Raw genomic sequence first — 25,184 nt, 5'->3', positions numbered from 1 at the left:
GCTACTGTTCACAATTGTAAAACAAAAAAAGCCTGCTGACAGCAGGCTTTTCAATGGGCATCAAATGCAATCTAATGCTTAGTAATAATCTCTCACTAAGATCTCGGCAATTTGCACACTGTTCAAGGCTGCGCCTTTACGAATATTGTCTGACACAACCCACAAGTTAATCCCGTGAGAATGAGAAATATCCTTACGAATGCGACCCACATAAACCGGATCGGTTCCTGCGGCATCTGTCACTGCTGTTGGATAATCATCATCGGATTCAAACAATACCACTCCTTCGGCATTACGCAGTAAAGCTTTAACGTCTTCGGCATCAACAGGCTGACGAGTTTCGATATTAATGGCTTCAGAGTGACCATAAAACACAGGCACACGTACGGCAGTCGCATTCACTAAAATCTCATCGTCACCGAAAATCTTCTGGGTTTCCCAGACCATTTTCATTTCTTCTTTGGTATAGCCGTTATCCATAAATTTATCGATTTGTGGCAATACGTTAAAAGCAATTTGTTTTGGATAGACTTCAGCGTCGGCAGGTAAACCTTGCAGTAATTTAGTGCACTGATGCGCTAATTCTTCAATGGCTTTTTTACCTGTGCCCGATACTGACTGGTACGTTGCCACATTAATGCGGCTGATACCATAGGCATCATAAATTGGCTTAAGTGCCACCAGCATTTGAATGGTTGAGCAATTTGGGTTAGCAATGATATTGCGATTGCGGAAATCAGCGATAGCATGCGGATTCACTTCAGGTACAACCAAAGGAATATCGATGTCGTATCTAAAGTGAGAGGTGTTATCAATCACAACACAGCCTGCTTCAGCGGCAATCGGTGCCCATTTGGCGGAAACATCACCACCTGCAGAGAAGAAACCAATTTGAGCTTGGGTCCAATCGAAGGTTTCTACGTCGAGAATGGTAATTTGTTTGCCATGAAAGCTGACCGTTTCACCGGCGCTGCGGCTACTGGCTAAAGGGTACAAATTGGCAACCGGGAAATTACGCTCTTCGAGGATCTCTATCATAGTTTGACCCACTGCGCCCGATGCACCTAAAACGACAACATTAAATTCCTGTGACATAGCTACTGACCGACTCCTGAAAAACCTAAATTGGACAACCAATCTACCTCAGATTGACCGTCATAAGCCAGCGCCAATGCACTAAATTCGCGTCTATGTTGGTGATTTTTTCTCATAGTGTCGAAGCCATTCTCATTTAAGAATGTATTTCTGAACATCTTGTCATCATCGCGCAAATCATAGACAAAACGCGCAAGCTGTAATAACGCTTTTTCATTCGGCGCAGTCGCAAGTTCGACCGCCTTAATGTTAAAGCTTGGCAAGAGATCCAGCAGACTTTTATCGGCAGTAATATTAAGTAACTGACACAGCTTTTGATAGAGCATAAAAGTGCCGCGCGCCTTACCTTCTAAGCTGTAACCTGCAATATGCGGAGTGGCAAATTCAGCCAGTGGCACGAGTTCAGGCATCGGTGTTGGCTCACCTTCCCACACATCAAGTACAAGTTTGAGATCATCACGCTGGCGTTTAACTCTGATAAGTGCTTTGTTATCTATCACATCGCCACGACAGCAATTAACTAACCAAGTATTGGGTTTGAGCGCCTTTAAGCGCGCCTCATCGAATAAATGTTTGGTTTTATGCTCGCCCGTTCGCGTGATGGGCACATGTAAACTGATGATATCGGCCTGCGCCATGATGGTCTCTAAACTCACAAAACTGCGTGGATCGCCCTCTGCAGCTTTAATGGGATCGTTAAGCAGTACTTTAATACCGTAGGCTTGCAAGCATTTAGCTGTTGCAGTACCGGTATTGCCCGCGCCCACTATGCCGACGACCTTACCCTTAAGCGGCGAATCAAACCGCTGTGCTAACTCCAGCATAGCGATAAAAGCAAACTCCCCAACCGCAGTCGCATTGCAACCTGGTGCATTAGAGAAGGGGATATTACGCTCGGCAAGGTAGGCTAAATCCACATGATCTGTGCCTATAGTGGCACTGCCGACAAACTTCAGTTGATGATTGCCCGAGAGCAACTCGGCATTCACTTTGGTGACTGAGCGCACTAATAACACATCGGCACCGCGCACTTGCGCTGCGGTTAACGTGCGGCCATTAACAGGAATAATTTCCCCGAGATAGCCAAATAACGGTTCAACAAAGGGCATATTTTCATCGACTAAAATCTTCATGGGCACCTGATCTAAAAAAAGTGGAAATGGAAGGCATCAAGATGCTCGGTATTCTAACAAGACTAATGGGATAAATCCTTGTCGATGCAACAGGTTTACAAAAAACGCCCATAAAAAAGGGAAGCCTAAGCTTCCCTTCTATCGTGTTTGATAAACAAACTTATTTGAATTTGCGCATCACTAGCGTGGCGTTTGTACCACCAAAACCAAAGCTGTTACTCATGACTGTAGTCAGCTCAGCATCACGATACTCACGCACGATAGGCATATCTTTCGCCGCTTCGTCCAGATTTTCGATATTGATGCTTGGGGCAATAAAGCTGTTTTCCATCATGATTAAGCTGTAAATCGCTTCATGTACGCCTGCGGCGCCTAATGCATGACCTGTCATAGACTTAGTCGATGCAATCGGTGGGCACTTGTCTTTGAAAACTTCACGTAGCGCTTCTAATTCACGCACGTCACCCACTGGCGTTGAAGTGCCGTGAGTATTGATGTAATCGATTGGGGTATCGACATCCATCATCGCCATTTGCATACAACGCACAGCGCCTTCACCCGATGGCGCCACCATGTCATAACCGTCTGAAGACGCGCCATAACCAATCACTTCAGCGTAAATTTTTGCGCCGCGAGCCAGAGCATGCTCTAACTCTTCAACCACTAAAATACCGCCGCCGCCAGAGATAACAAAACCATCACGGTCTGCATCATAGGTACGAGAGGCTTTTTCTGGTGTGGCATTGTACTTAGTTGACAGTGCGCCCATAGCGTCGAAGCCCATGGTCAGCGTCCAATCCACTTCTTCAGCACCACCGGCAAACACCATGTCTTGCTTACCCATTTGGATAAGTTCAACGGCATGACCAATACAGTGGGCGCTAGTTGCACAGGCTGAACTGATAGAATAATTCATGCCTTTAATTTTAAATGGCGTTGCTAAACAAGCGCTGGCCGTGCTCGACATGATGCGAGGCACAATATACGGACCTACGCGTTTAACGCCTTTTTCACGCAATGTATCGGCAGATTGTACTTGGTTAGACGATGATGCGCCGCCTGTACCCACAATCAAACCTACGCGCGGATCTGAATACTGTTCTTCAGTTAAATTGGCATCGGCAACCGCTTCTTGCATAGCAATGTAGGCATAAGCTGCCGCATCACCCATAAAACGCAATGCCTTACGATCGATATGCTCAGCAGGGTTTAACTTGATGTCACCCCATACATGGCTACGTAATTGCATCTCTTCAAACTGAGCTGAATGCGTAATACCACTGCGGCCCGCTTTCAGTGACTCGGTCACTTCTTGCTTGTTATTACCGATACTTGAAACAACACCCATTCCGGTGATCACGACTCTTTTCATTTTATTGCTATCCATTGTGTACATGTCAGTACCTACTTTTCGCTGAGCCAATAGTATCTGTTTTGACTCAATTAAGTGGTCAGCTTTCCATAAAGGCGAGTAAAATAATGCCAATTATGAGACCGAGAGTAAATTTCTTTGACTGCAGAGCCCAATAAACCTTGCCAAATTAAGCGCGATTACCCGCAATTAATCAACCTTTATCCCGCAACAGCTCACACTGATGCACACTATCTCAGCAAGTTGAGCATTTATCAGCAGCGGGTATTTGAGGCTCATTCACAGCAAAAACTCTTAGTATTAGGGCAAATAGGTTTAGGCAACGGGCTTGAACTCTTATCTTGGTGGCGCACTCAGACAAATCCTAACCAACGATTACTCCTTAACGTATTCGAACCCAATCCGATTAATGCGTACGAACTTAAATTACTTTGGGATCAATCCGCCTGTTTAACCAAAGTGCCTGAACTTGAGCCACTTGCCCAACGCTTACTTCATACAGAGCCGACGGCTATTATAGGTTGCCAGAGATTAATTTTTGATGACGGTCGTACCACAATCGACCTGCACTTTGGTGATATTCAATCCCAGCTCAGTTCGCTCATCCATTCTCCGCTTCACCCCGTTCAGCACTGGCTGGTATTGCCCCATCTACAAAATGGGTTAAATCAGCAGATCCATTGGCAGATGGCAAAACTCAGTGACGATGGCGCCACTGTGGCAACTATTGGATTAAACGAATCAAGCGTATTAAGCGAAACACCTGTGAGCCATTTCCAAGCCTGTGGCTTTGAGGTGAGGGATTTTACCTGCGCTGAAATACAGACAAACCATCAGCCTGATGCCATTTTGTTACACGAGCGCCACGTCTTACGCCAGCAAGATGCTAAAGCCTATGCCTTTAATCCTATGGCTGCAATCTTACCCTCGGACGCGCCCAGCTCGATTGCCATCATAGGCGGCGGGTTAGCCTCGGCGCATTTGGCACTGTCTTTGGCGGAACGCGGCCAAAGCACGCAGATCTTTTGTAAAGATGCCAAGCTTGGCCAAGGCGCCTCGGGCAACCGCCAAGGAGCGATTTATCCGCTGCTGACACCGGAAAATGATGAATTAAGCCGCTTCTTCCAGCAGGCATTTTTATTTAGCCGCCGTAGAGTACAGGCGCTGACATCTGTCCCCGCCCCACATCAAACGCCGATTTCCCATGATTTTTGCGGGGTATTGCAAACTGCCCACGATGAACGCAGCCAATTACGACTCGATAAAATTATTCAAAGCCAGAACTGGCCAAGTGAAATAGCCTATCGAGTCGATGCGAAACTGGCCAATTCTCTTGCGAACATTAATATTGACAAATCAGGCTTTTTCTATCCGCTGGCTGGCTGGGTTTGTCCGTACGAATATGCCGAAGCCGCAATACAAAAAGCGCAGCAGCTTACCGAGGTCAAACTCCATTTGGAGACTGAGATCCTTGAAATTGAGCATCAAAGTGAAGGTTGGTATTTAATCACCGCTAAGCATCGCTTTGGCCCCTTTGCACAACTTGTGCTCGCCAATGGCGCAGCGCTCACGCAATTTGATGCCAGCAACAAATTACAAATTAGCCCTTTTCGCGGCCAAGTCAGCCATGTGCCCGCTCAGTTTCAATTGAGTCAACTCGCGACTGTGCTGTGCGCCAACGGTTATTTAACCCCGAGTCACCAAGGACTCCACTGTCTTGGCGCGAGTTACGTTAAAGAACCTAAGCATTTAGATTTTTGCCCGCAGGAGCAGCAAGAAAATCTCACCAAAATGCATGAAAGTTATCCTGACCAAGGCTGGCTTGATGATATCGACATGAGTGGCAACAATGCTCGCGTTGGCGTGCGTATGGTCACGCGGGATCATTTCCCTATGATGGGCTGCGCGCCCGATGTGCCTAAAATCCTTGAGGATTATGAGCAACATCAACTCACTAAAGAGAGTCGCCACTACTGGCAAACCACGCCAGCGCCGGTGCATCAAGGGCTGTATATTCTTGGTGGGTTAGGCTCACGGGGGTTAAGTTCTGGGCCACTGGCCGCCGAATGTCTCGCGGCGCAGCTTTGCGGCGAACCAATACCACTCGATAAAGCGACTCTGTGTAAACTCAACCCCAATCGCATGTGGCTGCGAAAATTGCTCAAGGGCAAAGCGCTCTAGACAATCAATCGCTAGAAAAATAACGTTTTTGAGCGCTATAAAAAAGGGATTAAGCCATGGCTTAATCCCTTTTTAAAAATATTATTTTTAAACCAATTAAGCTGCTGTGATGGCTATCGCGTTATCAATGCTGCTAGGTTCAAGGCTGCTAGACCCGACACTACTGGATTCAACATATCGAGGTTTTCGCGGCGCTCTGGGCCCTTTCACCCGAGTACGATTGTTGTTATCACGACTCTGACGGATGAGCGCATCGCCGCTTAAGTTCGAAGGTAGACCAGATGCTAGGCTCGATGTCAGGCTTGCAGCCTCACGGTGGGATTTAGCCAATCTGTCGTATAGCAACACATTGACCGAAGCCGCAAGATTCATACACCCGACCGTAGGCACATACACTACGGCATCGGCTTTATCGATAATCTCTTGGCCAATGGTGCCATCTTCAGGACCAAACACATAAAAGGCTTTTGCGGGATGAACAAAATCCGGCAGCGGCGTCGCGCCCACCACCAAATCGACACAGATAAGCTGAGTGTCCGCCGGAACCGCGGCTAACAATGAAGTGACGCCCGTGAGCGGAATGCGCTCGCCAGCATCTTTAGTATCGACATGGTATTGCACAGCACCCGAACGCGCGGCTAACTCGTAGCGCCTGCCAGTGTAAAATACGCCATCGACGCCATAACAACCCGATGCGCGCATAATGCCACCGACGTTAACGGGTGTTTTAGGATTCACTAAGCCGATAAATACCGCGCTGGCATCGATAGCTTGCTCACTGGCTAATTCAGCACTAGGCATTTCTACACTCGTTACTTCGGTATTAGTCACGTGCTCGTTGTCAGTCATCGACTGGGAGCTAGGCAACATCCAATTCGCCTATAATCTTTGCCTGCAGCTGTGCCCATGCCTGTTCAACCAAGGCATAATCGGCATCATTTAATTCTTGACGCGCGAGTGCTAGACAGTCGGTCATTTTTAGCATTAAAGCATCAAGATCCGTTTCACCCTGCGCTTCCAATTGGGACAACACTACGGCCACATGGCCCTGTAAATAGCCACAGGCAAACAAGGCATCGTCATCACCATGGCTAACAACGCTGGCGATCCACTGTTCTAATGCGTCTTCGTAATGCTCTAACATGGGTCTAACTCTCCATTAATACTGGATTGGCCGACACATCTGCTGCGACCAATAAATCTGGATTGGCCACCTGATACATGACGTAATCATGGTAGCCCGTCGTCACTTTATAATAGCCGCCAAGCTCGCTATCTAATTTAGGGTCGCCACTATCCACAATTAGTGGTCGTCCATCAAGTGCTTTTAGCTTAGTTTTTGTGGCAAGGATAATAATATTGTCTTTTCCGATGCGCCGAATGAGCTCGGGCGACAACTGTTGATTACCGCGCCCTAAGATATGGCCTTGGCCACCAATTAAGGTAATCACCAACTTAGTCGGCTTATCTTGGGTCAGTTCGAGTAATTTATTCGCGGTTAAGTCACTGCCAACAAGGTTTTTATTTTGAATGAGATCAACACCGAGCAGGGTATTAGCGAGTCCTAACTCTTCCATCACAAAGGCAACCGTACTGCCAGAGCCCATGATGTACAGTTCATCTTCCATTTGATTGATCACATCGGCGGCGATATCGGCCAGCACGAGTTCATCGACTTCCTTGCCGCCCATCTTCACCGCTTGCACATAACGCGGCTCGGCGGGCACTAAGAGCTCACCAAATCGTTTAGCGCGCACTGTGCCTTGGCGAAAAGCCACTTCGTCAATATCCATCACATCGGCGGACATCAAACTGACAAGTTCGCCATCGAGTAACATCTTGACCACCATGCCAGACGCATGGGGCGTAATACCGTAAACGCCGGAATGAATTTTCACCCCAGCAGGCACGCCGAGCACAGGGAGTTTGTCGTCGATAGTGGCTTGTTCAAATACAGAGTAAACATCGCGGGCCGTGCCATCACCACCAGCAAAAAGCAGTAAATCCAGCGGTTCATCCAGCAGCGCACGCACAACGGCCTGCGTATCCAGCGCCTGGGTTTTATCCGGAGTTTGATACACCACTCGCGTGGTAAAACCGAGTGTTTTAGCGGCGTCTTCACCCATGATGCCTGAAGCGGTAATGACTTCAATGTCATCACTATAATCACGGATAACCTCGAGGGCCTGCATCATACGCAAGGCGGCTTTGGGTTCAGCGCCTAAGGCGAGCGCTTCTTCGGCAACGCCATCGCTGCCCTTAAGACCAACACTGCCACCTAAGCCAGCCAACGGATTGACAACTAACCCTAAACGAAACCGAATCACCCTTTACCTCACTTAACGCAATCTTTTGATTTTTTTTATATTTTTATCTTAATGGATATGACTAGGCCGTATGGGCTGCAACACTCGGTTTATCCTTAGGGATAAAGAATACCGCCAGCATAGCGGCAAAGGCGCATACTGCGGCAAATACCCAAGACCAAACCGCCCCACTACCATCGCCCCAAATATAGCCGCAAATCCAAGTACCGAGCGCGCCGCCAACCCCAAAACTTAAACTGGCGTATAGGGCTTGACCTTGGCTTCTGTGACTCGCATCGAAATGTTTATGCACAAATTGAATCGATGCCGCATGGGTTAAGCCAAAGGTAAAGGCATGTAATAATTGGCTAAAACCAAGCCACAACACACTATCTACCCCAAAAGCAACCAATAACCAACGTAGACAAGTCATGCCGATGCTGACAATCAATAAGGTATTCACGCCATAGCGGCCGAGTAAACGCGGCGCGAACATAAACATCACGATCTCGGCCATAGCGCCAAGGGCGACAAATATGCCCGCCGAGGATTCGGAGTAACCTGCTTGCTTTAAATATAAGACGAAGAAGCCGTAGAAAGGTCCCGCGCTCATTTGCAGCAACATGGCCGAGACTAAGAACCAAATAATCGCCCGATTCCATTGCAATGGCGGCCGCACTTGACTGGTGTCACGCACTAAACGATTTGCAGGTAATGGCAACGCACTGGCTAACATGCCAATAAATAATGACAAACCAATATAAGGCAGCACTTCTGTGCCCCACTGACCAATGGCAAAGCCCGCACCGACAACAAGACAAATATAACCGACACTGCCCCAACTGCGAATTTGACCGTAGCGGCTGGCATTCTCGCCTAAGGTTTCTAAGGTGATCACCTCAAGCTGGGCGAGGATCGCATTCCAAAAGAAAGTATAGAGAGCCAAACTCAGCGCCATATACACAAAACCACCATGGTAGAAGAAACTCAAATACGCCAGCGCGGCGGCTCCCGCACCCATTTTGATCAGCTCGGTGCGCATCCCAGTACGGTCAGCCACTTTAGCCCACACATTCGGCGCAACAATGCGCGTCGCCATCAGGATGGCGAGTAAAAAGCCAATTTCTTGAGGATTAAAACCGCGATTTTCGAAGAATACCCCAAGATAAGGGACCATAGTGCCGAGAATAGAAAAGAAGAAAAAATAGCAGGCACAAAGCCAGCGCAATTGCCGGCTTGTGCTAGAAGAAGTTGACATTAACGCATTCCATTTATCTCATGCCACTCATTGTATCGTTATCGCATACCAGCTATTTCATGCGACTTATCGCATACCAAGCACTGGCGTATGACTACGCACATCCTGATTTTGCGCTCTGTGTCTTAGCAAGTGATCCATCAACACAATGGCAAGCATAGCTTCGGCAATCGGTACTGCGCGGATCCCAACACAGGGATCGTGACGACCTTTAGTGACAACTTCGGCCATTTCACCCTGCGCCGTCATACTTTGGCCCGGCACACTGATGCTTGATGTGGGTTTTAAGGCAATATGGGCAATGATCGGCTGACCCGACGAAATCCCACCGAGTACACCGCCCGCATGATTAGATTCAAAGCCTTGCGGCGACATTAAGTCACGCCCTTCGGAGCCCTTTTGCGTCACGACACCAAAACCATCACCAATCTCAACACCTTTGACGGCATTAATACCCATCAGCGCGTGGGCGATATCGGCATCGAGTCTATCAAATACTGGCTCACCTAAACCCACTGGCACACCTGTCGCGATAACGGAGATTTTCGCGCCAATCGAGTCACCGGATTTTTTCAGCTCACGCATGTATTCATCAAGCGCTTCCAGCTTGCTAGCATCGGGGAAGAAAAAGGCATTTTGCTCGATTTGGTCAAGATCAATGGTCTGCGCACAAATAGGACCCAGCTGCGACATATAGCCGTAGATCTCGATACCGTGAACTTGCTTTAAATACTTTTTCGCCACAGCACCCGCCGCAACCCGCATCGCAGTTTCACGGGCTGATGAGCGGCCACCACCGCGGTAGTCACGCATACCGTACTTTTGCTGGTAGGTATAATCGGCGTGCCCAGGGCGAAATAAATCTTTGATATTAGAGTAATCTTGACTGCGTTGATCGGTATTTTCAATCAAGAGTCCAATCGAGGTGCCCGTGGTTTTACCTTCGAAAACGCCGGATAAAATCCGCACTTCATCGGGCTCACGGCGGGCCGTGGTATATCGGGATGTCCCTGGGCGACGGCGGTCAAGATCATGCTGCATATCGGCTTCGGTTAATTCAAGCCCTGGTGGGCAACCATCAATAATGCAACCCAGTGCAACACCGTGACTCTCACCAAACGTCGTCACTACAAAATTTTGACCAATACTGTTTCCAGACATCCGCTTTGTACACCTTAGGTTATTTGTTCATCGCTCCGCGCCCAGCGAGTACTGGACAATTTATTTTCCCGCTGCAAGCCTAACTGGCAGCGGGAAAAGTCTCAACCTAATTTGCTATCTTAGGCTATTGCGCGTCGCGATAAATACCAAATACCGACTGATTTTCAACCAGTTGATCGCGGGTCAATACGAATACGCCATCGCCACCATTTTCAAAGTTAATCCAAGTGAATGGCACTTCTGGAAACTGCTCAATCAAATGCACCATAGAATTACCGACTTCGACTACGAGTAAACCCGTTGGCGTGAGGTATTGCGCGGCATTGGCGAGTATACGCTTGGTTAAATCTAACCCGTCGCGACCTGAGGCTAAACCAATGGCTGGCTCATGGTGATATTCATCAGGCATGTCGCCAATGTCTTCAGCATCCACATAAGGTGGGTTTGAAACAATCAAATCATACTGAGGCCCTTCTGGGATGGCCGAAAACAGATCCGATTGCATCGGGAAAACTCTGTCCATCACACCTAAGGTTTCGATATTGATTTGCGCCACATCTAAGGCATCTTCGCTGATATCCAGCGCATCGACTTCGGCGTCTTCAAATTCATAGGCACAGGCAATCGCGATACAAGCGCTGCCAGTACATAAATCTAAAATACGTGTGACTGGCTTGTTATATAACCAAGGGCTAAAACGGTTAGCGATCATTTCGGCAATCGGTGAACGAGGCACTAACACGCGCTCATCGACGTAAAACTCAAGCCCAGCAAAACGCGCCTTGTTGGTCAAGTAAGGCACAGGTAAGCGCTCTCTCACTCGACGAATGATCAACTCGACAATTTTATGCTTTTCACTGCTGGTCAAGTTACTTAAAATCACTTGCTGACCGATTTCTTCGGGTAAGTGTAAAGCATGGAAAACTAAGGCGATGGCTTCATCCCACGCGTTGTCAGTACCATGACCATAATACACATTGGCATCGTTAAAACGGCTTACAGCCCAACGTAACATATCGCCAATAGTGCGTAATTCTGTCACAGCTTCATCTACAAAGATCTTATCCAAAACGTGCTCCCGCTAGTTTGTTCGCCAAACATTGTAACTGAACTCTATTCAGAAACCATAGGATTCAATAGAATACCCGCCATGAATAAAGACGATGACAAAGAAGGCTTAGCGATGTTTTCCGCGCTTATCGATGGGATAAAGCCCATCACTCAAGATAAGCGGCACTTTCGCACGCCGTTAAAAACCAAACAGGAAATAGAGCTCAAAGAGCAGCAACTGCATGCTAACAGTTATTTCTCAGATACTTATCAGCCACTACTGCCTGTACAAGGGCCGATGCGTTGGTTAGAAGAAGGTGTTGACAGTTTAGAACTCAAACGCCTCAGACGTGGGGATTACCAGCCAGATTTACTGCTGGATTTACACGGCTATCGCCAATCAGAAGCCAAACTTGAGTTAGCGGCACTGATCCAAGCCTGCGTTAAACAGCAAAGCCTGTGCTGCTGCATTATGCATGGTTACGGCAGTGGCATATTGAAACAACAAGTTCCCATGTGGTTAGTGCAGCATCCTATGGTGAAAGCTTTCCATCAGGCCCCTAAAGAATGGGGCGGCGATGCGGCGTTATTAGTGCTGATTGATATTGGTGAGCAGCCGCATAGACGTTAGCTCGCTATCGGCTTAGGCCTTAACATTTACTATTTAGCGAAAAAAACGGCCCATTTAATGTGGGCCGTTTGTTTTGTAAAAGAGATATAAACCTAGATTAGCTAATACTATGCGGGGCGTGCTGCCACACAATCGACGCTTGCTCGGCATGTTTATCAATGAGCGTAATGCCTGACGTCGCGAATAATGGCGGCTCAACGCCAGCCACTAACTCACTGACTAAGTAACCCAGTAACGGCATGTGAGCAATCACGAGTACTTTATCCGCCTTGTATAACTCAGCATAAGCCACAACCAAGGCGGCTACATTGGCGGGATCGCCAGAAGGCACAAGATCATCGGCGACTAACCACTTACGCGGCTCAGGAAAATGCTGACTCAGTTCCTGCCACGTTTGCTGTGCTCGTAAGTAAGGACTAACTAAAACAAGATCGAAATCAGCCACACTGCGAGCTAGCCAGTTGCTCATCAACACAGTATGGTGCCTTCCAACATCGGTCAGTGTTCTGTCTCTATCAGACTGAGCATTAAATCCGGCGTCACCATGTCTCATCAAAAATAGCTGCATATTCTCTCGCGACTCAAACTTGTTTTTATTTTATCCCAATTGTAGCCCTAAAATCCGTTTCAACAAACCTCACAAGACTTAATCTTTAGTCGATAAACACAAGAGATATTTGCTAAAAACCATTAAGACTATCAATATATAACAAGCTATCGTTACCGGAGTGTCTCTTTGCAAGCCTCTCAGTCCATATATAAAAGTCCAAATGATCACCGCCAGTATCGTTATCTTGTATTAGATAATGCGCTCAGGGTGTTATTGGTTGAAGATCAAGATGCTAGCCAAGCTGCCGCATCTATGGCTGTTGGCGTGGGTCATTTTGATGATCCCGCAGATAGACCCGGCATGGCGCACTTTTTAGAGCATATGCTCTTTCTAGGTACTGAGAAATTCCCAGACTCAGGCGAGTATCACGCCTTTATCAACCAACATGGCGGCAGCAATAACGCTTGGACGGGCACAGAGCACACTAACTTCTTTTTCACCATCAATGAAGAAGTGTTTGCCGACTCCTTAGACAGATTCAGCCAATTTTTTATCGCCCCCAAATTTGATTTAGATTTAGTCGATAGAGAACGCCAAGCTATTGAATCTGAATTTAGTTTAAAACTAAAAGATGATATCCGTCGAACCTATCAAGTACTCAAAGAGACAGTCAACCCACTGCATCCATTTTCGAAATTTTCCGTGGGTAACTTAGTCACCTTAGGCGGAGAACAAGCACAGGTACGTAGTGAATTACTCGATTTCTATCAAAGCCATTACAGCGCCAACTTAATGACCTTGTGTTTAGTCGCTCCGCTTTCCCTTGATGAATTACAAGATTTAGCCTGTCACTATTTTAGTGGGATCCGAAACTTGAACTTAGTGAAAAACTATCCTCAAGTACCACTATTTTCAGAAAAAGAACTGTTGAGGCAAATCGATATTGTGCCGCTTAAGGAGCAAAAACGCTTAAGCATCAGTTTTAATTTCCCAGGAATTGATCACTACTACAAACGTAAGCCTTTGACTTATATCAGCCATATTTTAGGCAATGAGAGTCATGGCAGTCTGTTGTCGTATCTGAAAGAACAAGGATTAGTGAACAACTTGTCTGCGGGCGGCGGTGTAAATGGTTATAACTTCAAGGATTACAGTATCGGTTTACAGTTAACCGATAAAGGGCTAGGCAATCTCGATGAAATTATCAGCTGCTGTTTTGAGTATATTGAACTTATCAAAACCCAAGGCTTAGATGAATGGCGTTATTTGGAGCGTGCAAACCTGCTCAAAATGGCGTTTCGTTATCAAGAGCAAGTTAAATCACTCGATTTAGCCAGCCATCTCAGTATCAATATGCATCACTATGAAGTCGAAGACTTGGTCTTTGGCGATTATCGGATGGATGGGCTGGATATCCCTGAAACCATTGAGCTACTTGAGCTCATGGTGCCACAGAATATGCGCCTGCAGCTTATCGCCCAATCGGTTAAAACGGATCGTAAAGCAAACTGGTATCACACGCCGTACAAAGTCCGCCCAATTGCGCCACAGTCCCTAGCTCGTTGGCAAGTGAACAATATTCGCCCTGAATTACAACTACCGGCTGCAAATCCTTTTATTGTCGCCGACTCGATTGCCCGTCCGGATAAGAGCGATGTTGACGTGCCAGTGATAGTTGCTGAATCAACTGGATACCGCATTTGGCATAAGAAAGATGATGAGTTTAATGTGCCAAAAGGTCACATGTATTTATCGCTAGATTCAGAGCAGGCAAGTAAAACGCCAAGGCATGCCGCCCTCACCCGCTTATATGTTGAAATGCTACTCGATTATCTCACCGAGCCAACCTATCAGGCCGAAGTTGCTGGATTAAGCTATAACATTTATCCGCATCAAGGCGGAATTACACTGCATTTATCGGGCTTTACCGGCAATCAAGAAACGTTATTAGCGCTATTAATCCATAAAGCCAGAGAGCGCAATTTTACCGAAGAGCGCTTTGCCCTCATAAAATCTCAGCTTTTGCGCAGTTGGCAGAATCAAACACAAGCTAAACCGATTTCACAATTATTTACTAGCCTAACTGTTACACTGCAAAAAAGCAGTTATGAACCAGCACGTATGGCTCAAATGTTGGAAGATATTAGCCTAGAAGATTTACATAACCATGTACGCGCCTTCTACGAAAAGATCTATCTTGAAGGGTTAGTCTATGGGGATTGGTTAGTCTCCGAAGCTCAAGCTCTCGGCAAACGTTTAGAGCACATTTTATCCTTAGTTTCGACGCCGAGCGCCGAGTCCACCAGAGAATTAGTGAATTTAACAGGCCAAGGCACGTTACTGAGGGAACTCGCGATAGATCATCAAGATAGCGCAATTATTGTGTATTACCAATCTGCCGTGGCAACACCCGAAAAAATGGCGCTATTTAGTTTACTGAATCACACTATGTCGTCCACCTTCTTCCATGAGCTGCGTACTGAAAAACAGTTGGGCTATATGGTAGGCACAGGTTACCTGCCGCTCAATCGTCATCCTGGACTTATTTTCTATATTCAGTCACCCACAACTGGGCCACTGCATTTATTAGAGGCCATCGACGAGTTTATTGCCGACTTTAATTATGCAGTGATGCAAATCACCAACGAAGAATGGGAAAGCACAAAGGTAGGTCTGATTAATCAAATCATGGAGCACGACGCGAACCTCAAAACTCGCAGTCAACGTTATTGGGTCAGTGTCGGCAATAGAGATTATCAATTTAACCAAAGAGAACTCGTCGTAGACGAAATCACTAAGCTCACCCGCACTGATTTACTCAAATTCATGATGCGTAAAATGCGTACTAAGCACAGCGATCGCTTAGTGTTATTTAGCACAGGTGAACAACACAGAACACAAGCGGCGTTACAGTCAGAAAAAATGATCACAGATCTCAAAACGTTTAAGCAAACGGCAGAGAAGTTTAATTTCTAAACAAAAAACACTTTTGCTCACACATTTGTGAGCAAAGTTAGGTAAACAAACAGAACCGCTACAAATCAGTCCAACTATAGTCGTATCTTTCAGTGTTGGGCGTAATCCTGATGTAAAACATGGCTAGCCCATGTTCTACCACTTCAGCACCGAACAATTTTACTGCATCTACATGCTGTTAAAAGGATTTTCTGCAGACTCTACTTTGACAAACCGCTCACTTTCTGGAAAAGTGATGTAACACAATTGTTTCATGGCATCCTCGGATAATAAGAACAAACACTATGCCTAAAGCACTCTTTAAAATCGTCTTGCTCGCTTTTTTTAGCTTGCATGCATTCGAAGACGTAAACGCATCTCCCTTTTCTGATAAATCTCCTATTATTCTCCAATCACAATCTTTTGGTGTCCCAGAAGGACTTTCCCAAAGTACTGTTACGTCTATCGTTCAAGACAATGATGGTTATATATGGATAGGAACATTTAATGGATTAAATCGATTTGATGGGAAAAACTTTAAGCATTTTTATGCTAATGATACCAGAACAGGCCTTCCCAGCTCTTTTATTAGAAGTTTACTTATTGATGATAAAGGCATTTTATATGTTGGAACAGATAGTGGCTTAGTCGTATATGATAAACTTCAAGAATCCTTTTCTCAGTATGGACTGTCGGTAAAAAGCTCTCCTGTTTGGAGCCTCAACTCAAGTGATAAGAGTTTAATTGTTGGAACTAACAAAGCAATTATAGATATAAATAACAAAGAAAAAACATACGAACTTTCAAATAAAGGCCTAAGTGAAATCAAAAAAACGATAAAAGTAGGCGACGATTATTACATAAGAGATTATGCAGGTACGTTATTTAAGTTCACCCAGAATGAATTAAAAGAGATAGCTAAAAAAACAATTGATTTCGAGCAAGAAGATCACTCAACACTACTCATATCATTAAGTGATGGACTATATAAGTATAAGGACAATAAAATAGTAAAAATTGATCCACGAGTATTTTCTCAACTCACGAAACACAAAAACACTATTTATGGTATCACTAATAAAAATATAGTTAATATTTCTAAAAATAGCATTGTAGGACTTCTAGCCACAGATAGCACAGATAAAACATCTTCATTTTTTGCAACAGAAGATATGTTTATACTTGGCAGTATTGATCAAGGTGTTATTTTTATAAAAAAAGTAAAAAATTTAGTACAACAAACTAATTTAATAAAAGATAACACTTGGCATCTTACAAAAAATCCACAGGGTTTTCTAGTATCATCTGAATCTGAAATGATAGAACTTTTTGACGAAAACTTTAATTTAATCGAAAGTTTCGACACTCAAAGCCAAGGATATAAATACGCTATATTGAATGATGACGGGCTCTATTTTGGCACTAGCACTGGGCTATTTCTGAAGACTGCTGGAACTGTAAAGTTGATTAGTGAAAAATCATTATCATCACTATCTAGTAATAAAGACAACTCGTTAATAGCTGCTGGAACATCAGATGGAAAGGTATTGATTATCAGTAAAGGAGAAGTAATCCGTAGTGTTGATACTAAAAAAAATGAGCCTATTTTTGACATTGAATTAGAGTCGACAGATGTTATCTATACTGCTGGTCAGGGAGGCCTTAAAGAATATAAAAATGGGCTATTAAAAAATTTAAGTGAAGAAATAACATACAGCATAGTAAAAGATGATCATGGAATTTATTTTGGAACATCTACATCATTAATGTTCTACAATAAAAATAACAATAAAACTTCTGAAGTATTTTCTAACAAAAAAGAAATTTACTCCATAGTTAATAGCAATAACTTTTTGACTGCTGCATCATTAAGCGAAGTGATTATATATGAAAAGAAAAATGAGAAATCATACACTTTAAAAACGTCAAATGGAAGTCAGTATGAATATAACTCGCCGAGTGGAATAGATGTTAATGGTTATGTTTTACTTGCAGGTATCAATGGAGTTAGCTTGGTATCTCCTATTAATGTAGTAAACTACATTAATAATAGAAAAATAAACAAAACGGAAATATCAGAGTTCTTAGTCTTTAATATCATACAAGAAAATGAAAGTAACTTTGTTAACAAAAAAAATCCAACTAAAAACGAAATAACCTTAAAGTATTCAGATTATCCATTCTCATTTAATTTTATATCTCCTATGTCAGACGACTCATCTACCAACTACCATTATAGGATGTATGGCCTTTCTGATACATGGATATCAGCAAATGGAACGAACTCTGCTACATATACAAACTTATCACCTGGAAAATATACTTTTCAAGTTTATGCCGTTGATTCACTTTCCGGTGAAAAATCTGTAACAAAAGAGCTTGATGTCATTATAACGCCTCCTTGGTGGTCATCATTTCAAGCAAAATCGATATATGTAGTAATTACAATATTTATTTCATTTATAATAGTAAAAGCCATTTTACGTCGTAGAGAAACGCAAAGACAAATTGTCCTCAGCGAAGAAAGATTAAAACTTTCCCTTTGGGGAAGTGGTGATGAAATGTGGGACTGGGACATAGAAACTGGCAATATTTTTCGCTCCAATATCTGGGGAGCTCTTGAATTTCCCCGTGATGGGCATCGTTCTGGAAAATCGGATGAAGAGAGTAATATACATCCTATGGATCAAGAACGTGTCCGTGAAGCGCTTAATAAGCATTTTTATGGTGAAACAGATCATTTTGAAGCCGCATATAGGGTAAAAGGCAAAGACGACAATTGGGTATGGATCTTAGACCGTGCCAAAATTGTAGAGAGGGATGACAAAGATAATGCCCTGCGAATGACTGGAACGATTAAAAATATTAGTCAGTTTAAACAAAAGGAAGAACAACTAAAACTCTTTGAAAAAGCAATTGAAAACATTTCGGAAGGTATGTTTATCCTCGACAACGAATACCGTTTTGTCGAAGTCAACGAAGCTTGCTGTAAAATTTCATTGCGTAACCGAACTGATTTTATTGGCAACTTACTCACATTTGATTTATATCCAGAAACCTTCTCCACCCAAATTAGAACTATGTTAAAACAGCAAGGTCGCTGGGCAAATGAAGTCGAAGCCGCCAGAGGAGATAACAGTCACTTCCATATGGAACTCACTATCGATGCTATCTATGATGAGTTAGGCGAATTATCACACTATGTTGGTGTTTTTTCTGATATATCAAGACGTAAGCAGCAAGAAGAAGAACTTAGAAAATTAACCAATAACGATCTCTTAACCGGACTACCTAATCGCTCCAACTTACAAGTGACCTTAAATAACCTAGTGAATCGAGAAATAGCTCATGCGCTTATGGTGCTTGATCTTGATAATTTTAAACGTATTAATGATTCCCTAGGCCATCAAATTGGGGATACTTTATTAAAGCTCGTTGCTACCCGCATTAAGTCCTTACTTCCTAAAAATACCAGTATTTATCGTCTAGGCGGAGATGAATTCGCCATTGTATTAGACAAGGGTTCAGATATAAGCGCCAGTGCAGCAATAGCTAACCGTATTATTGAAGGGCTAAAACCTGCATTTGACGTTAGCAATGAACAGCTAGTCCTAGGATTAAGTATTGGTATAGTGCTGTTCCCAGAAGATGAACAAAGCGAGCAAGCATTACTGAGAAAGGCTGACATTGCTATGTACCATGCTAAGTCTGCGGGAGGTAATTGCTACCAGTTTTATTCTGAGTCCTTGAACCAACATGCAATTAGGCAATTAGAAATAGAAAATCTTATCCGTGAAGGCTTAAAAGATGATCTATTTGAAGTTTATTATCAACCTAAGGTTGATCTTAAAAGCGGTAAAATTGCAGGTATGGAGGCTTTAGTCAGATTAAATCATCCAATACATGGTTTAATTCCCCCCAATGACTTTATTCCACTTGCTGAAGAAAACGGTTTGATTGTTGAAATTGGTGAAATTGTCTTACGCAAGGCCTGTTTCGCAGCGCAGAAATGGCGTGAACAAGGCATATTCAGCGGCAGAGTCGCCGTCAATTTATCGTCACGTCAATTTGCACTGCCTGATATTCAACAGCGAATAGAGTCAATATTAAGACTCACTAAACTCCCGGCATGTCATCTTGAATTAGAAATAACTGAGGGAACCGTCATTAAACAGCCGGAAACGGCGATTATCGTCATGCAGCAATTGGCTAAAATGGGCGTCAGTTTAGCACTCGATGATTTCGGCACAGGGTACTCGTCCCTTTCATACTTAAAACGCTTTCCTATTCATACTTTAAAAATTGACAAAGCCTTTGTTGACGATATAGATAAATCTGATCGCGATCTCAAAATGGTCGATTCTATTATCACCATCGCCCATAACATGGGGCTTTCTGTTGTGGGTGAAGGGGTAGAACAAACAGCACAATTGAACATTTTACGGGCACTAAACTGTGAAGAAATTCAAGGCTATATTTTTAGTAAGGCCATAAAGGAGACCGAATTTACCCTGCTACTCCAAGAAGACATGGCAAAGCCAAACACTAGGAGTAACATTACTTAATCATTTACTCTCAATTTTATTTGGATTTACAACATTGGCACAACAAGTGCAATAGCACTATCAGTGTCAATAATAAATCAATATCAACTACCCTGAGAGAATTAGAATGATTAAAGGAATCCTAGTAACAGTTACTCTATTATCTTCAATTGGCTTTGTAGCAAATTCTGCAGCACTTGAAGCGACTTCCAATTCTGGGCAAACATCGCTTGAAGCTACTGGTCATCCTGCGGTCAAATTCAAACAACTCGAAGTTGCTGGCCATCCTGCTGTGAAGTTCAAATCACTTGAGGTCGCTGGTCATCCTGCAGTCAAATTCAAACCATTCGAAGTTGCAGGTCATCCAGCTGTGAAGTTCAAATCACTTGAAGTTGCTGGCCATCCTGCTGTGAAGTTCAAATCACTTGAGGTTGCTGGTCATCCTGCTGTGAAGTTCAAATCACTTGAGGTTGCTGGTCATCCTGCAGTGAAATTCAAATCACTTGAAGTTGCAGGTCATCCATGCGTGAAGTTCATTAACTCTGAAGTTGCATAACATTAATCAGGTTAAGGAGAGTGACTATGTTAAATTCTATCAAAAAAGCACTCGGTTTATCCAAGCCAGCACGTAAAAAAGTTAAGTTGCCTGAAGGCTTGAATCACCTTGAAGTGATTTCAGCAAAAGGTTGGTGGAACTAATTTAAGTTCTGTAGCCATGAGTCTAACTCATGTACAGTGATAGTTAATTAAGTTAGCGCAGCTTAGAAACAATAAAGGGAGCATTGACTCCCTTTAGTTTTAAGTGAATATAAAAGTACTAAATAGTCATGTAGTCATGTAGTCATGTAGTCATGGAAATTACCTAACAAATTAATAAATTAGCTATTTAATATCCCTTCCTCACTACAACGGATTTTCCTCAAGGCTAAATGACTATGTGTCGTAAAGAGTGGATAAGCCAGAGGCCCGAGCACAAAACCCAGCAGCACCCAATGCTTAACAGTAAAACCTGCGGTAAATGCAGCTAAGCCGAAGTACCAAGCCGAGATTAATGCGATAAAGATAACCAGCAAAACCACAAACCACCTCTTTAAAAACAACTAAATAAATCATAAAGGTAGAGAAATTAATTCCTCATTAAAATGCGGATGCTACTCGCGTAGTCTTGGTGATTGATGCACATGTTAAATACGTCATTTTAACGGCAGGATAAAAAGTTTTCCGCACTATGCATAAACGAGCAACACTCATTCATCGCTACGCTCTCAGTACAGAACACGTAACACCGAACTCTCGATAAAGGGCTCGGGTTATACAAGATCCACATCCCCAACATGAACATTTTTTAGGCAAAAACATGCCTTATGGCAATAAAAAAGCGGCAACAACCTGCCGCTTTTTTGTTCAATTTTGATTAACTAAGACCTAGATTAACTTTGACTTAGATTCACTGAAACTTAGAAAAAGTGCGCGTTTTCTTGAGCCATGGTTTTTAAGCGCTCACAAGGTTCGAATCTGTTACCGAATTGACTTTGATAACCTTCAAGGATCTTCACTAAGTTCGCGGCGCCTAAAGTGTCAATATAATGGAATGGGCCACCGAGGAATGGCGGGAAGCCAATACCGAAAATAGCGCCAATATCACCGTCTCTTGGCGAGGCAATAATACCATCATCTAAACAACGCACCGCTTCATTGAGCATTTGTACGACACAACGCTCAGCAACCACTTTTACATCTTTATTGGTGCTAGGCTTAATGCCTAACACGCCATAAACACTCTCATCGACAGCTTTAGCTTTCTTGCTCGATGCGCCGTATTGATAGAAACCTTTGCCATTTTTGCGGCCTTTACGATCGTCACCTAAAAGCTTGTCGAATGCGGCTGGCGCTTTAAAACGTTCACCCAATTCTTTTTCGAGGATTGGTGAAATTTTTGCGCCCACGTCGATACCCACTTCGTCGAGTAAAGTAATAGGTCCCACAGGGAAGCCAAATTTCACTAAGGCTTTATCCAAATGCTCAACACTTTGGCCTTCGAGTAGTAATTGCGCGGCCTCGTTCATGTAGAGCGCAAGAATACGGTTCACGTAGAAACCCGCGCCATCCTGTACCACTATCGGTGTTTTACCTTGCTTACGGGCAAATGCGACAGTAGTCGCAATGGTTTCTGGCGACGTTTTAGCGTGAGCAATCACTTCCACCAGCGGCATTTTCTCTACTGGCGAGAAATAATGCAGACCAATCACATTTTCAGGACGCGTCGCCGCCTCGGCGATTTGGCTAATCGGCAAAGATGAGGTGTTTGACGCAAAAATCGTGTGCTCACCACACTCACGCTCAATGTCTTTCACCATTTGATGCTTAAGCGCTAAGTCTTCAAATACCGCTTCCACAACGATGTCGGCATCTTTAACGCCTTTATACTCAGTGGTTGTCGTCATCAACGCCATTAAGTTGTCACGGGCAGCAGGCGTCATATGGCGGCGCTTTACCCCTTTATCCAACAACTTATAAGCGTAGGCTAATGCATTGCTTAAACCTTTTTCACTGATGTCTTTGACGCGAACGGGGATTTTAGCCTTAGTGGTCGTCACAGAGGCGATGCCGCCGCCCATTAAACCACCACCTAAGATCACCGCTTTCTTCACTTTACGCGGCGTTGCACCCTCTGCGCCAGTTTCTTTCTTCATTTCAGTGGTGGCGAAAAAAATACTGCGCAGCGCTTCAGATTCTTTTGATACCACTAATTCGGCAAAGTGACTCGCTTCGACTTCTAGCCCTTTTTGCATCCCCTTCGCAATCCCTTGACGCACGCAGTCAATGATCTTGGCTGGTGCAGGATAATTACCTTGGGTTTTCTTTTCGACTTGTTTAGTCGCTTGATCGAAAATAATGTTACGGCCAAAGCTCGTGCCTTCAAGCACTTGATTAACGAGTGACTTTTTAACAGGTTTCGGTGCACGTTTACCAGCAAGCGCCATCTCAACTGCGGTTTGCAGCAAAATGGTCTGCGGTACAACATCATTAACTAAGCCCATTTTCAAGGCTTGTTTAGGACGGATTTGTTTACCGGTCAACATCATGTCTAAGGCGGTGGTAATGCCGACTAAACGAGGCAAACGTTGAGTCCCACCGCCGCCAGGTAATAAGCCAAGTTGAACTTCCGGTACGCCGAGCATGGTTTTACCATCGTCGCTACATACCCTTTGATGACAAGCCAAGGCTAACTCTAAGCCACCACCTAAACAGGCACCATGGATTGCCGCAACCACAGGAATTTTTAACGCTTCTAACTCATTAAAAACCACATGTCCTTGCTGGGATAAGGCTTTGGCATCGCCCGCCGTTTTACAGGCATCGAGCATAGAAATATCCGCGCCTGCGACGAAAGAGTCTTTTTTGCCAGAGATCAGCACAAGTCCACGAATATGAGGATCGCTTTTAATCTCAGCAAGGATCTCACTGATTTCAGGGCCAAACTGTGCTTTTAGGGTGTTCATGGTTTCGCCAGGAACATCCATAGTCAAAATGGCAATACCGTCGTCGCGGCGGGTCAAATTAAAGGTCTTTTCCATGCCAATTACTCCACTTCCACTATCATAGCCACGCCCAAACCACCGGCCGCACAGGCCGTCGTTAAGCCAGTTCCACCACCACGGCGCTTAAGCTCACGACACACTTGGGTGATTAAACGGGTTCCCGTTGCCGCAAAAGGATGACCATAAGCGAGCGAGCCACCGAGCACGTTAAACTTGCTCATGTCGATTTCGCCAATCGCGCGGTTGCGGCCGAGTTTTTCTTCGGCAAATTTTTTCGAAGCAAACATCTGCATATTCGCTAATGTCTGTGCCGCAAAGGCTTCGTGCATTTCAATCAGGGTAAGATCTTCTAATTCCATTCCGGCACGTTTTAACGCCAGTGGCGTCGCGTAGGATGGCCCCATCAGCATATCTTGCCACACATCAATGGCGCTAAAGGCGTAACTCTTAATGTAACCAATAGGTTGATAACCTAAGGCTTTGGCTCGACCTTCACTCATCAGGATAATCGCTGAGGCACCGTCAGTCAGTGGCGTACTATTGGCCGCCGTCACAGTACCATGTTGTTTGTCGAATGCAGGACGCAACTTAGCATATGACTCCAATACTGAGTTTTCGCGGATATTGTTATCACGATCGATAAACTGCTTATACGGCGGTATATGCGCGACCATAACTTCGTCACGCAAATGGCCGGAAGCCCAAGTTTCACTCGCTAAGGTATGTGAGCGATGTGCTAAGGCATCTTGATCGGCACGGCTAATATTGTAGGTTTTTGCCATCTGCTCGGCGGTTTGTCCCATAGACAAGCCCGTTGAGTACTCTGCCACCGCAGGCGGCACAGGTAATAAATCCTTTAAACCTAAACGGCGGAAAATTTGTAACTTTTGCCCAAAGCTACGGGCTTTATTCAGATCGACTAACGCATGGGCTAATTTTTTCGATACACCGATAGGCAATACAGAGGAAGAGTCGGCGCCGCCCGCAATACCGATTTCGATATTACCCGTCATGATAGATTCAGCCACGTTTACGGCAGATTGAAAGCTAGTTGCACAGGCGCGAGTGACACTATAGGCATCGGTCGACACATTCATGCCAGTACCGAGTACGATTTCACGGGCAATGTTAGGTGCAGCGGGCATTTGCACCACTTGTCCATATACTAATTGCTCAATCAGCTTAGGATCGAGTTCTGAGCGCGCCAATAATTCATTGACCACCATTTTGCCCATATCGAGCGCCGATACGCCGTGGAATGCCGTGGCTTGCTTTGCAAAGGGCGTTCTTAAACCCGCTACAATGGCGATACGTTCACCCTTGGCGTTCGTAACCTGTTGTCTATCACTCATTTGTCACCCTCTTTATGTGCGCAATCGCTGAGAGATTTCAGGCGGCGCTATCGA

Annotated in this window: 18 protein-coding genes; 5 read left to right on the top strand and 13 right to left on the bottom strand. The window is 44.6% G+C overall.

What is annotated here, in order from left to right; all coding sequences use genetic code 11:
* Nucleotides 1-78: 78 nt before the first annotated feature.
* From RA178_RS08280 to fabB, 3 genes are all read right to left on the bottom strand, one after another.
* Complete coding sequence (locus RA178_RS08280; protein ID WP_131523510.1) at nt 79-1,095, bottom strand: aspartate-semialdehyde dehydrogenase; 1,017 nt, start codon at nt 1,093-1,095, stop codon at nt 79-81.
* A 2-nt stretch (nt 1,096-1,097) separates the two neighbouring features.
* The gene (locus RA178_RS08275; RefSeq protein WP_306685106.1) at nt 1,098-2,228 is read right to left on the bottom strand and encodes a 4-phosphoerythronate dehydrogenase; all 1,131 of its coding nucleotides are present in this window, start codon (nt 2,226-2,228) and stop codon (nt 1,098-1,100) included.
* 160 nt (nt 2,229-2,388) lie between these two features.
* Nucleotides 2,389-3,600, bottom strand: a complete 1,212-nt coding sequence (gene fabB / locus RA178_RS08270) for a beta-ketoacyl-ACP synthase I (RefSeq protein ID WP_168824238.1) — start codon at nt 3,598-3,600, stop codon at nt 2,389-2,391.
* 138 nt (nt 3,601-3,738) lie between these two features.
* Between fabB and mnmC1 the strand changes: the two genes are divergently transcribed.
* Complete coding sequence (gene mnmC1 / locus RA178_RS08265; protein WP_306685105.1) at nt 3,739-5,781, top strand: FAD-dependent 5-carboxymethylaminomethyl-2-thiouridine(34) oxidoreductase MnmC1; 2,043 nt, start codon at nt 3,739-3,741, stop codon at nt 5,779-5,781.
* Nucleotides 5,782-5,877: 96 nt separating this feature from the next.
* On the opposite strand, the gene RA178_RS08260 is transcribed toward mnmC1, so the two are convergent.
* From RA178_RS08260 to prmB, 6 genes are all read right to left on the bottom strand, one after another.
* Nucleotides 5,878-6,651, bottom strand: a complete 774-nt coding sequence (locus tag RA178_RS08260) for an RNA methyltransferase (RefSeq protein WP_306685104.1) — start codon at nt 6,649-6,651, stop codon at nt 5,878-5,880.
* Nucleotides 6,641-6,925, bottom strand: coding sequence for a YfcL family protein (locus RA178_RS08255; RefSeq protein WP_011788898.1), 285 nt, complete (start codon nt 6,923-6,925; stop codon nt 6,641-6,643). Before RA178_RS08255 ends, RA178_RS08260 begins: the two co-directional genes overlap by 11 nt.
* 4 nt (nt 6,926-6,929) lie before the next feature.
* Entirely contained in the window at nt 6,930-8,108 is a 1,179-nt protein-coding gene (locus RA178_RS08250; RefSeq protein WP_287481134.1) for an ATP-NAD kinase family protein, read from the bottom strand.
* Nucleotides 8,109-8,169: 61 nt separating this feature from the next.
* Nucleotides 8,170-9,345 carry an MFS transporter gene (locus RA178_RS08245; protein WP_263236889.1) on the bottom strand — a complete coding sequence of 392 codons (1,176 nt, stop codon included), beginning with the start codon at nt 9,343-9,345 and terminating at the stop codon, nt 8,170-8,172.
* A 66-nt stretch (nt 9,346-9,411) separates the two neighbouring features.
* Entirely contained in the window at nt 9,412-10,506 is a 1,095-nt protein-coding gene (gene aroC / locus RA178_RS08240; RefSeq protein ID WP_028761043.1) for a chorismate synthase, read from the bottom strand.
* Between the two features lie 124 nt (nt 10,507-10,630).
* Complete coding sequence (prmB, locus tag RA178_RS08235) at nt 10,631-11,575, bottom strand: 50S ribosomal protein L3 N(5)-glutamine methyltransferase (RefSeq protein WP_011788895.1); 945 nt, start codon at nt 11,573-11,575, stop codon at nt 10,631-10,633.
* Between the two features lie 81 nt (nt 11,576-11,656).
* On the opposite strand from prmB, the gene smrB reads away from it, so the two are divergent.
* Nucleotides 11,657-12,187: an endonuclease SmrB gene (gene smrB / locus RA178_RS08230; protein WP_173496396.1), complete on the top strand. Its 531-nt coding sequence runs from the start codon at nt 11,657-11,659 to the stop codon at nt 12,185-12,187.
* Nucleotides 12,188-12,284: 97 nt separating this feature from the next.
* Here smrB and sixA read toward each other — a convergent pair whose 3' ends face one another.
* Complete coding sequence (gene sixA, locus RA178_RS08225; protein WP_028761045.1) at nt 12,285-12,755, bottom strand: phosphohistidine phosphatase SixA; 471 nt, start codon at nt 12,753-12,755, stop codon at nt 12,285-12,287.
* Nucleotides 12,756-12,923: 168 nt separating this feature from the next.
* Here sixA and RA178_RS08220 point away from each other — a divergent pair, with 168 nt between their 5' ends.
* The 3 genes from RA178_RS08220 (at nt 12,924) to RA178_RS08210 (ending at nt 20,792) form a co-directional block, all read left to right on the top strand.
* A complete protein-coding gene (locus RA178_RS08220; RefSeq protein WP_306685103.1) occupies nt 12,924-15,713 on the top strand; it encodes an insulinase family protein in 2,790 nt (929 codons plus the stop codon).
* Nucleotides 15,714-15,997: 284 nt separating this feature from the next.
* Nucleotides 15,998-20,257, top strand: coding sequence for an EAL domain-containing protein (locus tag RA178_RS08215; RefSeq protein ID WP_306685102.1), 4,260 nt, complete (start codon nt 15,998-16,000; stop codon nt 20,255-20,257).
* Nucleotides 20,258-20,363: 106 nt separating this feature from the next.
* A complete protein-coding gene (locus RA178_RS08210; protein WP_306685101.1) occupies nt 20,364-20,792 on the top strand; it encodes a hypothetical protein in 429 nt (142 codons plus the stop codon).
* A gap of 322 nt (nt 20,793-21,114) precedes the next feature.
* Here the strand turns inward: RA178_RS08210 and RA178_RS08205 are convergent, their stop codons facing one another.
* The 3 genes from RA178_RS08205 to fadI form a co-directional block, all read right to left on the bottom strand.
* Entirely contained in the window at nt 21,115-21,315 is a 201-nt protein-coding gene (locus tag RA178_RS08205) for a hypothetical protein (protein WP_306685100.1), read from the bottom strand.
* A gap of 378 nt (nt 21,316-21,693) precedes the next feature.
* Entirely contained in the window at nt 21,694-23,814 is a 2,121-nt protein-coding gene (gene fadJ, locus RA178_RS08200) for a fatty acid oxidation complex subunit alpha FadJ (RefSeq protein WP_306685099.1), read from the bottom strand.
* A 5-nt stretch (nt 23,815-23,819) separates the two neighbouring features.
* The gene (fadI, locus tag RA178_RS08195) at nt 23,820-25,130 is read right to left on the bottom strand and encodes an acetyl-CoA C-acyltransferase FadI (RefSeq protein WP_014610833.1); all 1,311 of its coding nucleotides are present in this window, start codon (nt 25,128-25,130) and stop codon (nt 23,820-23,822) included.
* Between the last annotated feature and the right edge of the window lie 54 nt (nt 25,131-25,184).

The organism is Shewanella oncorhynchi, from assembly GCF_030848765.1.
GTDB lineage: Bacteria > Pseudomonadota > Gammaproteobacteria > Enterobacterales > Shewanellaceae > Shewanella > Shewanella oncorhynchi.
This window is presented reverse-complemented; position numbering and strand designations above follow the sequence as displayed.

Bases quoted from the DNA above. Each gene is read 5' to 3' on its own strand.
- RA178_RS08280 (WP_131523510.1), bottom strand. From the start codon at position 1,095: ATGTCACAGGAATTTAATGTTGTCGTTTTAGGTGCATCGGGCGCAGTG.
- RA178_RS08275 (WP_306685106.1), bottom strand. From the start codon at position 2,228: ATGAAGATTTTAGTCGATGAAAATATGCCCTTTGTTGAACCGTTATTT.
- fabB (WP_168824238.1), bottom strand. From the start codon at position 3,600: ATGAAAAGAGTCGTGATCACCGGAATGGGTGTTGTTTCAAGTATCGGT.
- RA178_RS08260 (WP_306685104.1), bottom strand. From the start codon at position 6,651: ATGTTGCCTAGCTCCCAGTCGATGACTGACAACGAGCACGTGACTAAT.
- RA178_RS08255 (WP_011788898.1), bottom strand. From the start codon at position 6,925: ATGTTAGAGCATTACGAAGACGCATTAGAACAGTGGATCGCCAGCGTT.
- RA178_RS08245 (WP_263236889.1), bottom strand. From the start codon at position 9,345: ATGTCAACTTCTTCTAGCACAAGCCGGCAATTGCGCTGGCTTTGTGCC.
- aroC (WP_028761043.1), bottom strand. From the start codon at position 10,506: ATGTCTGGAAACAGTATTGGTCAAAATTTTGTAGTGACGACGTTTGGT.
- smrB (WP_173496396.1), top strand. From the start codon at position 11,657: ATGAATAAAGACGATGACAAAGAAGGCTTAGCGATGTTTTCCGCGCTT.
- sixA (WP_028761045.1), bottom strand. From the start codon at position 12,755: ATGCAGCTATTTTTGATGAGACATGGTGACGCCGGATTTAATGCTCAG.
- RA178_RS08215 (WP_306685102.1), top strand. From the start codon at position 15,998: ATGCCTAAAGCACTCTTTAAAATCGTCTTGCTCGCTTTTTTTAGCTTG.
- RA178_RS08210 (WP_306685101.1), top strand. From the start codon at position 20,364: ATGATTAAAGGAATCCTAGTAACAGTTACTCTATTATCTTCAATTGGC.
- fadJ (WP_306685099.1), bottom strand. From the start codon at position 23,814: ATGGAAAAGACCTTTAATTTGACCCGCCGCGACGACGGTATTGCCATT.
- fadI (WP_014610833.1), bottom strand. From the start codon at position 25,130: ATGAGTGATAGACAACAGGTTACGAACGCCAAGGGTGAACGTATCGCC.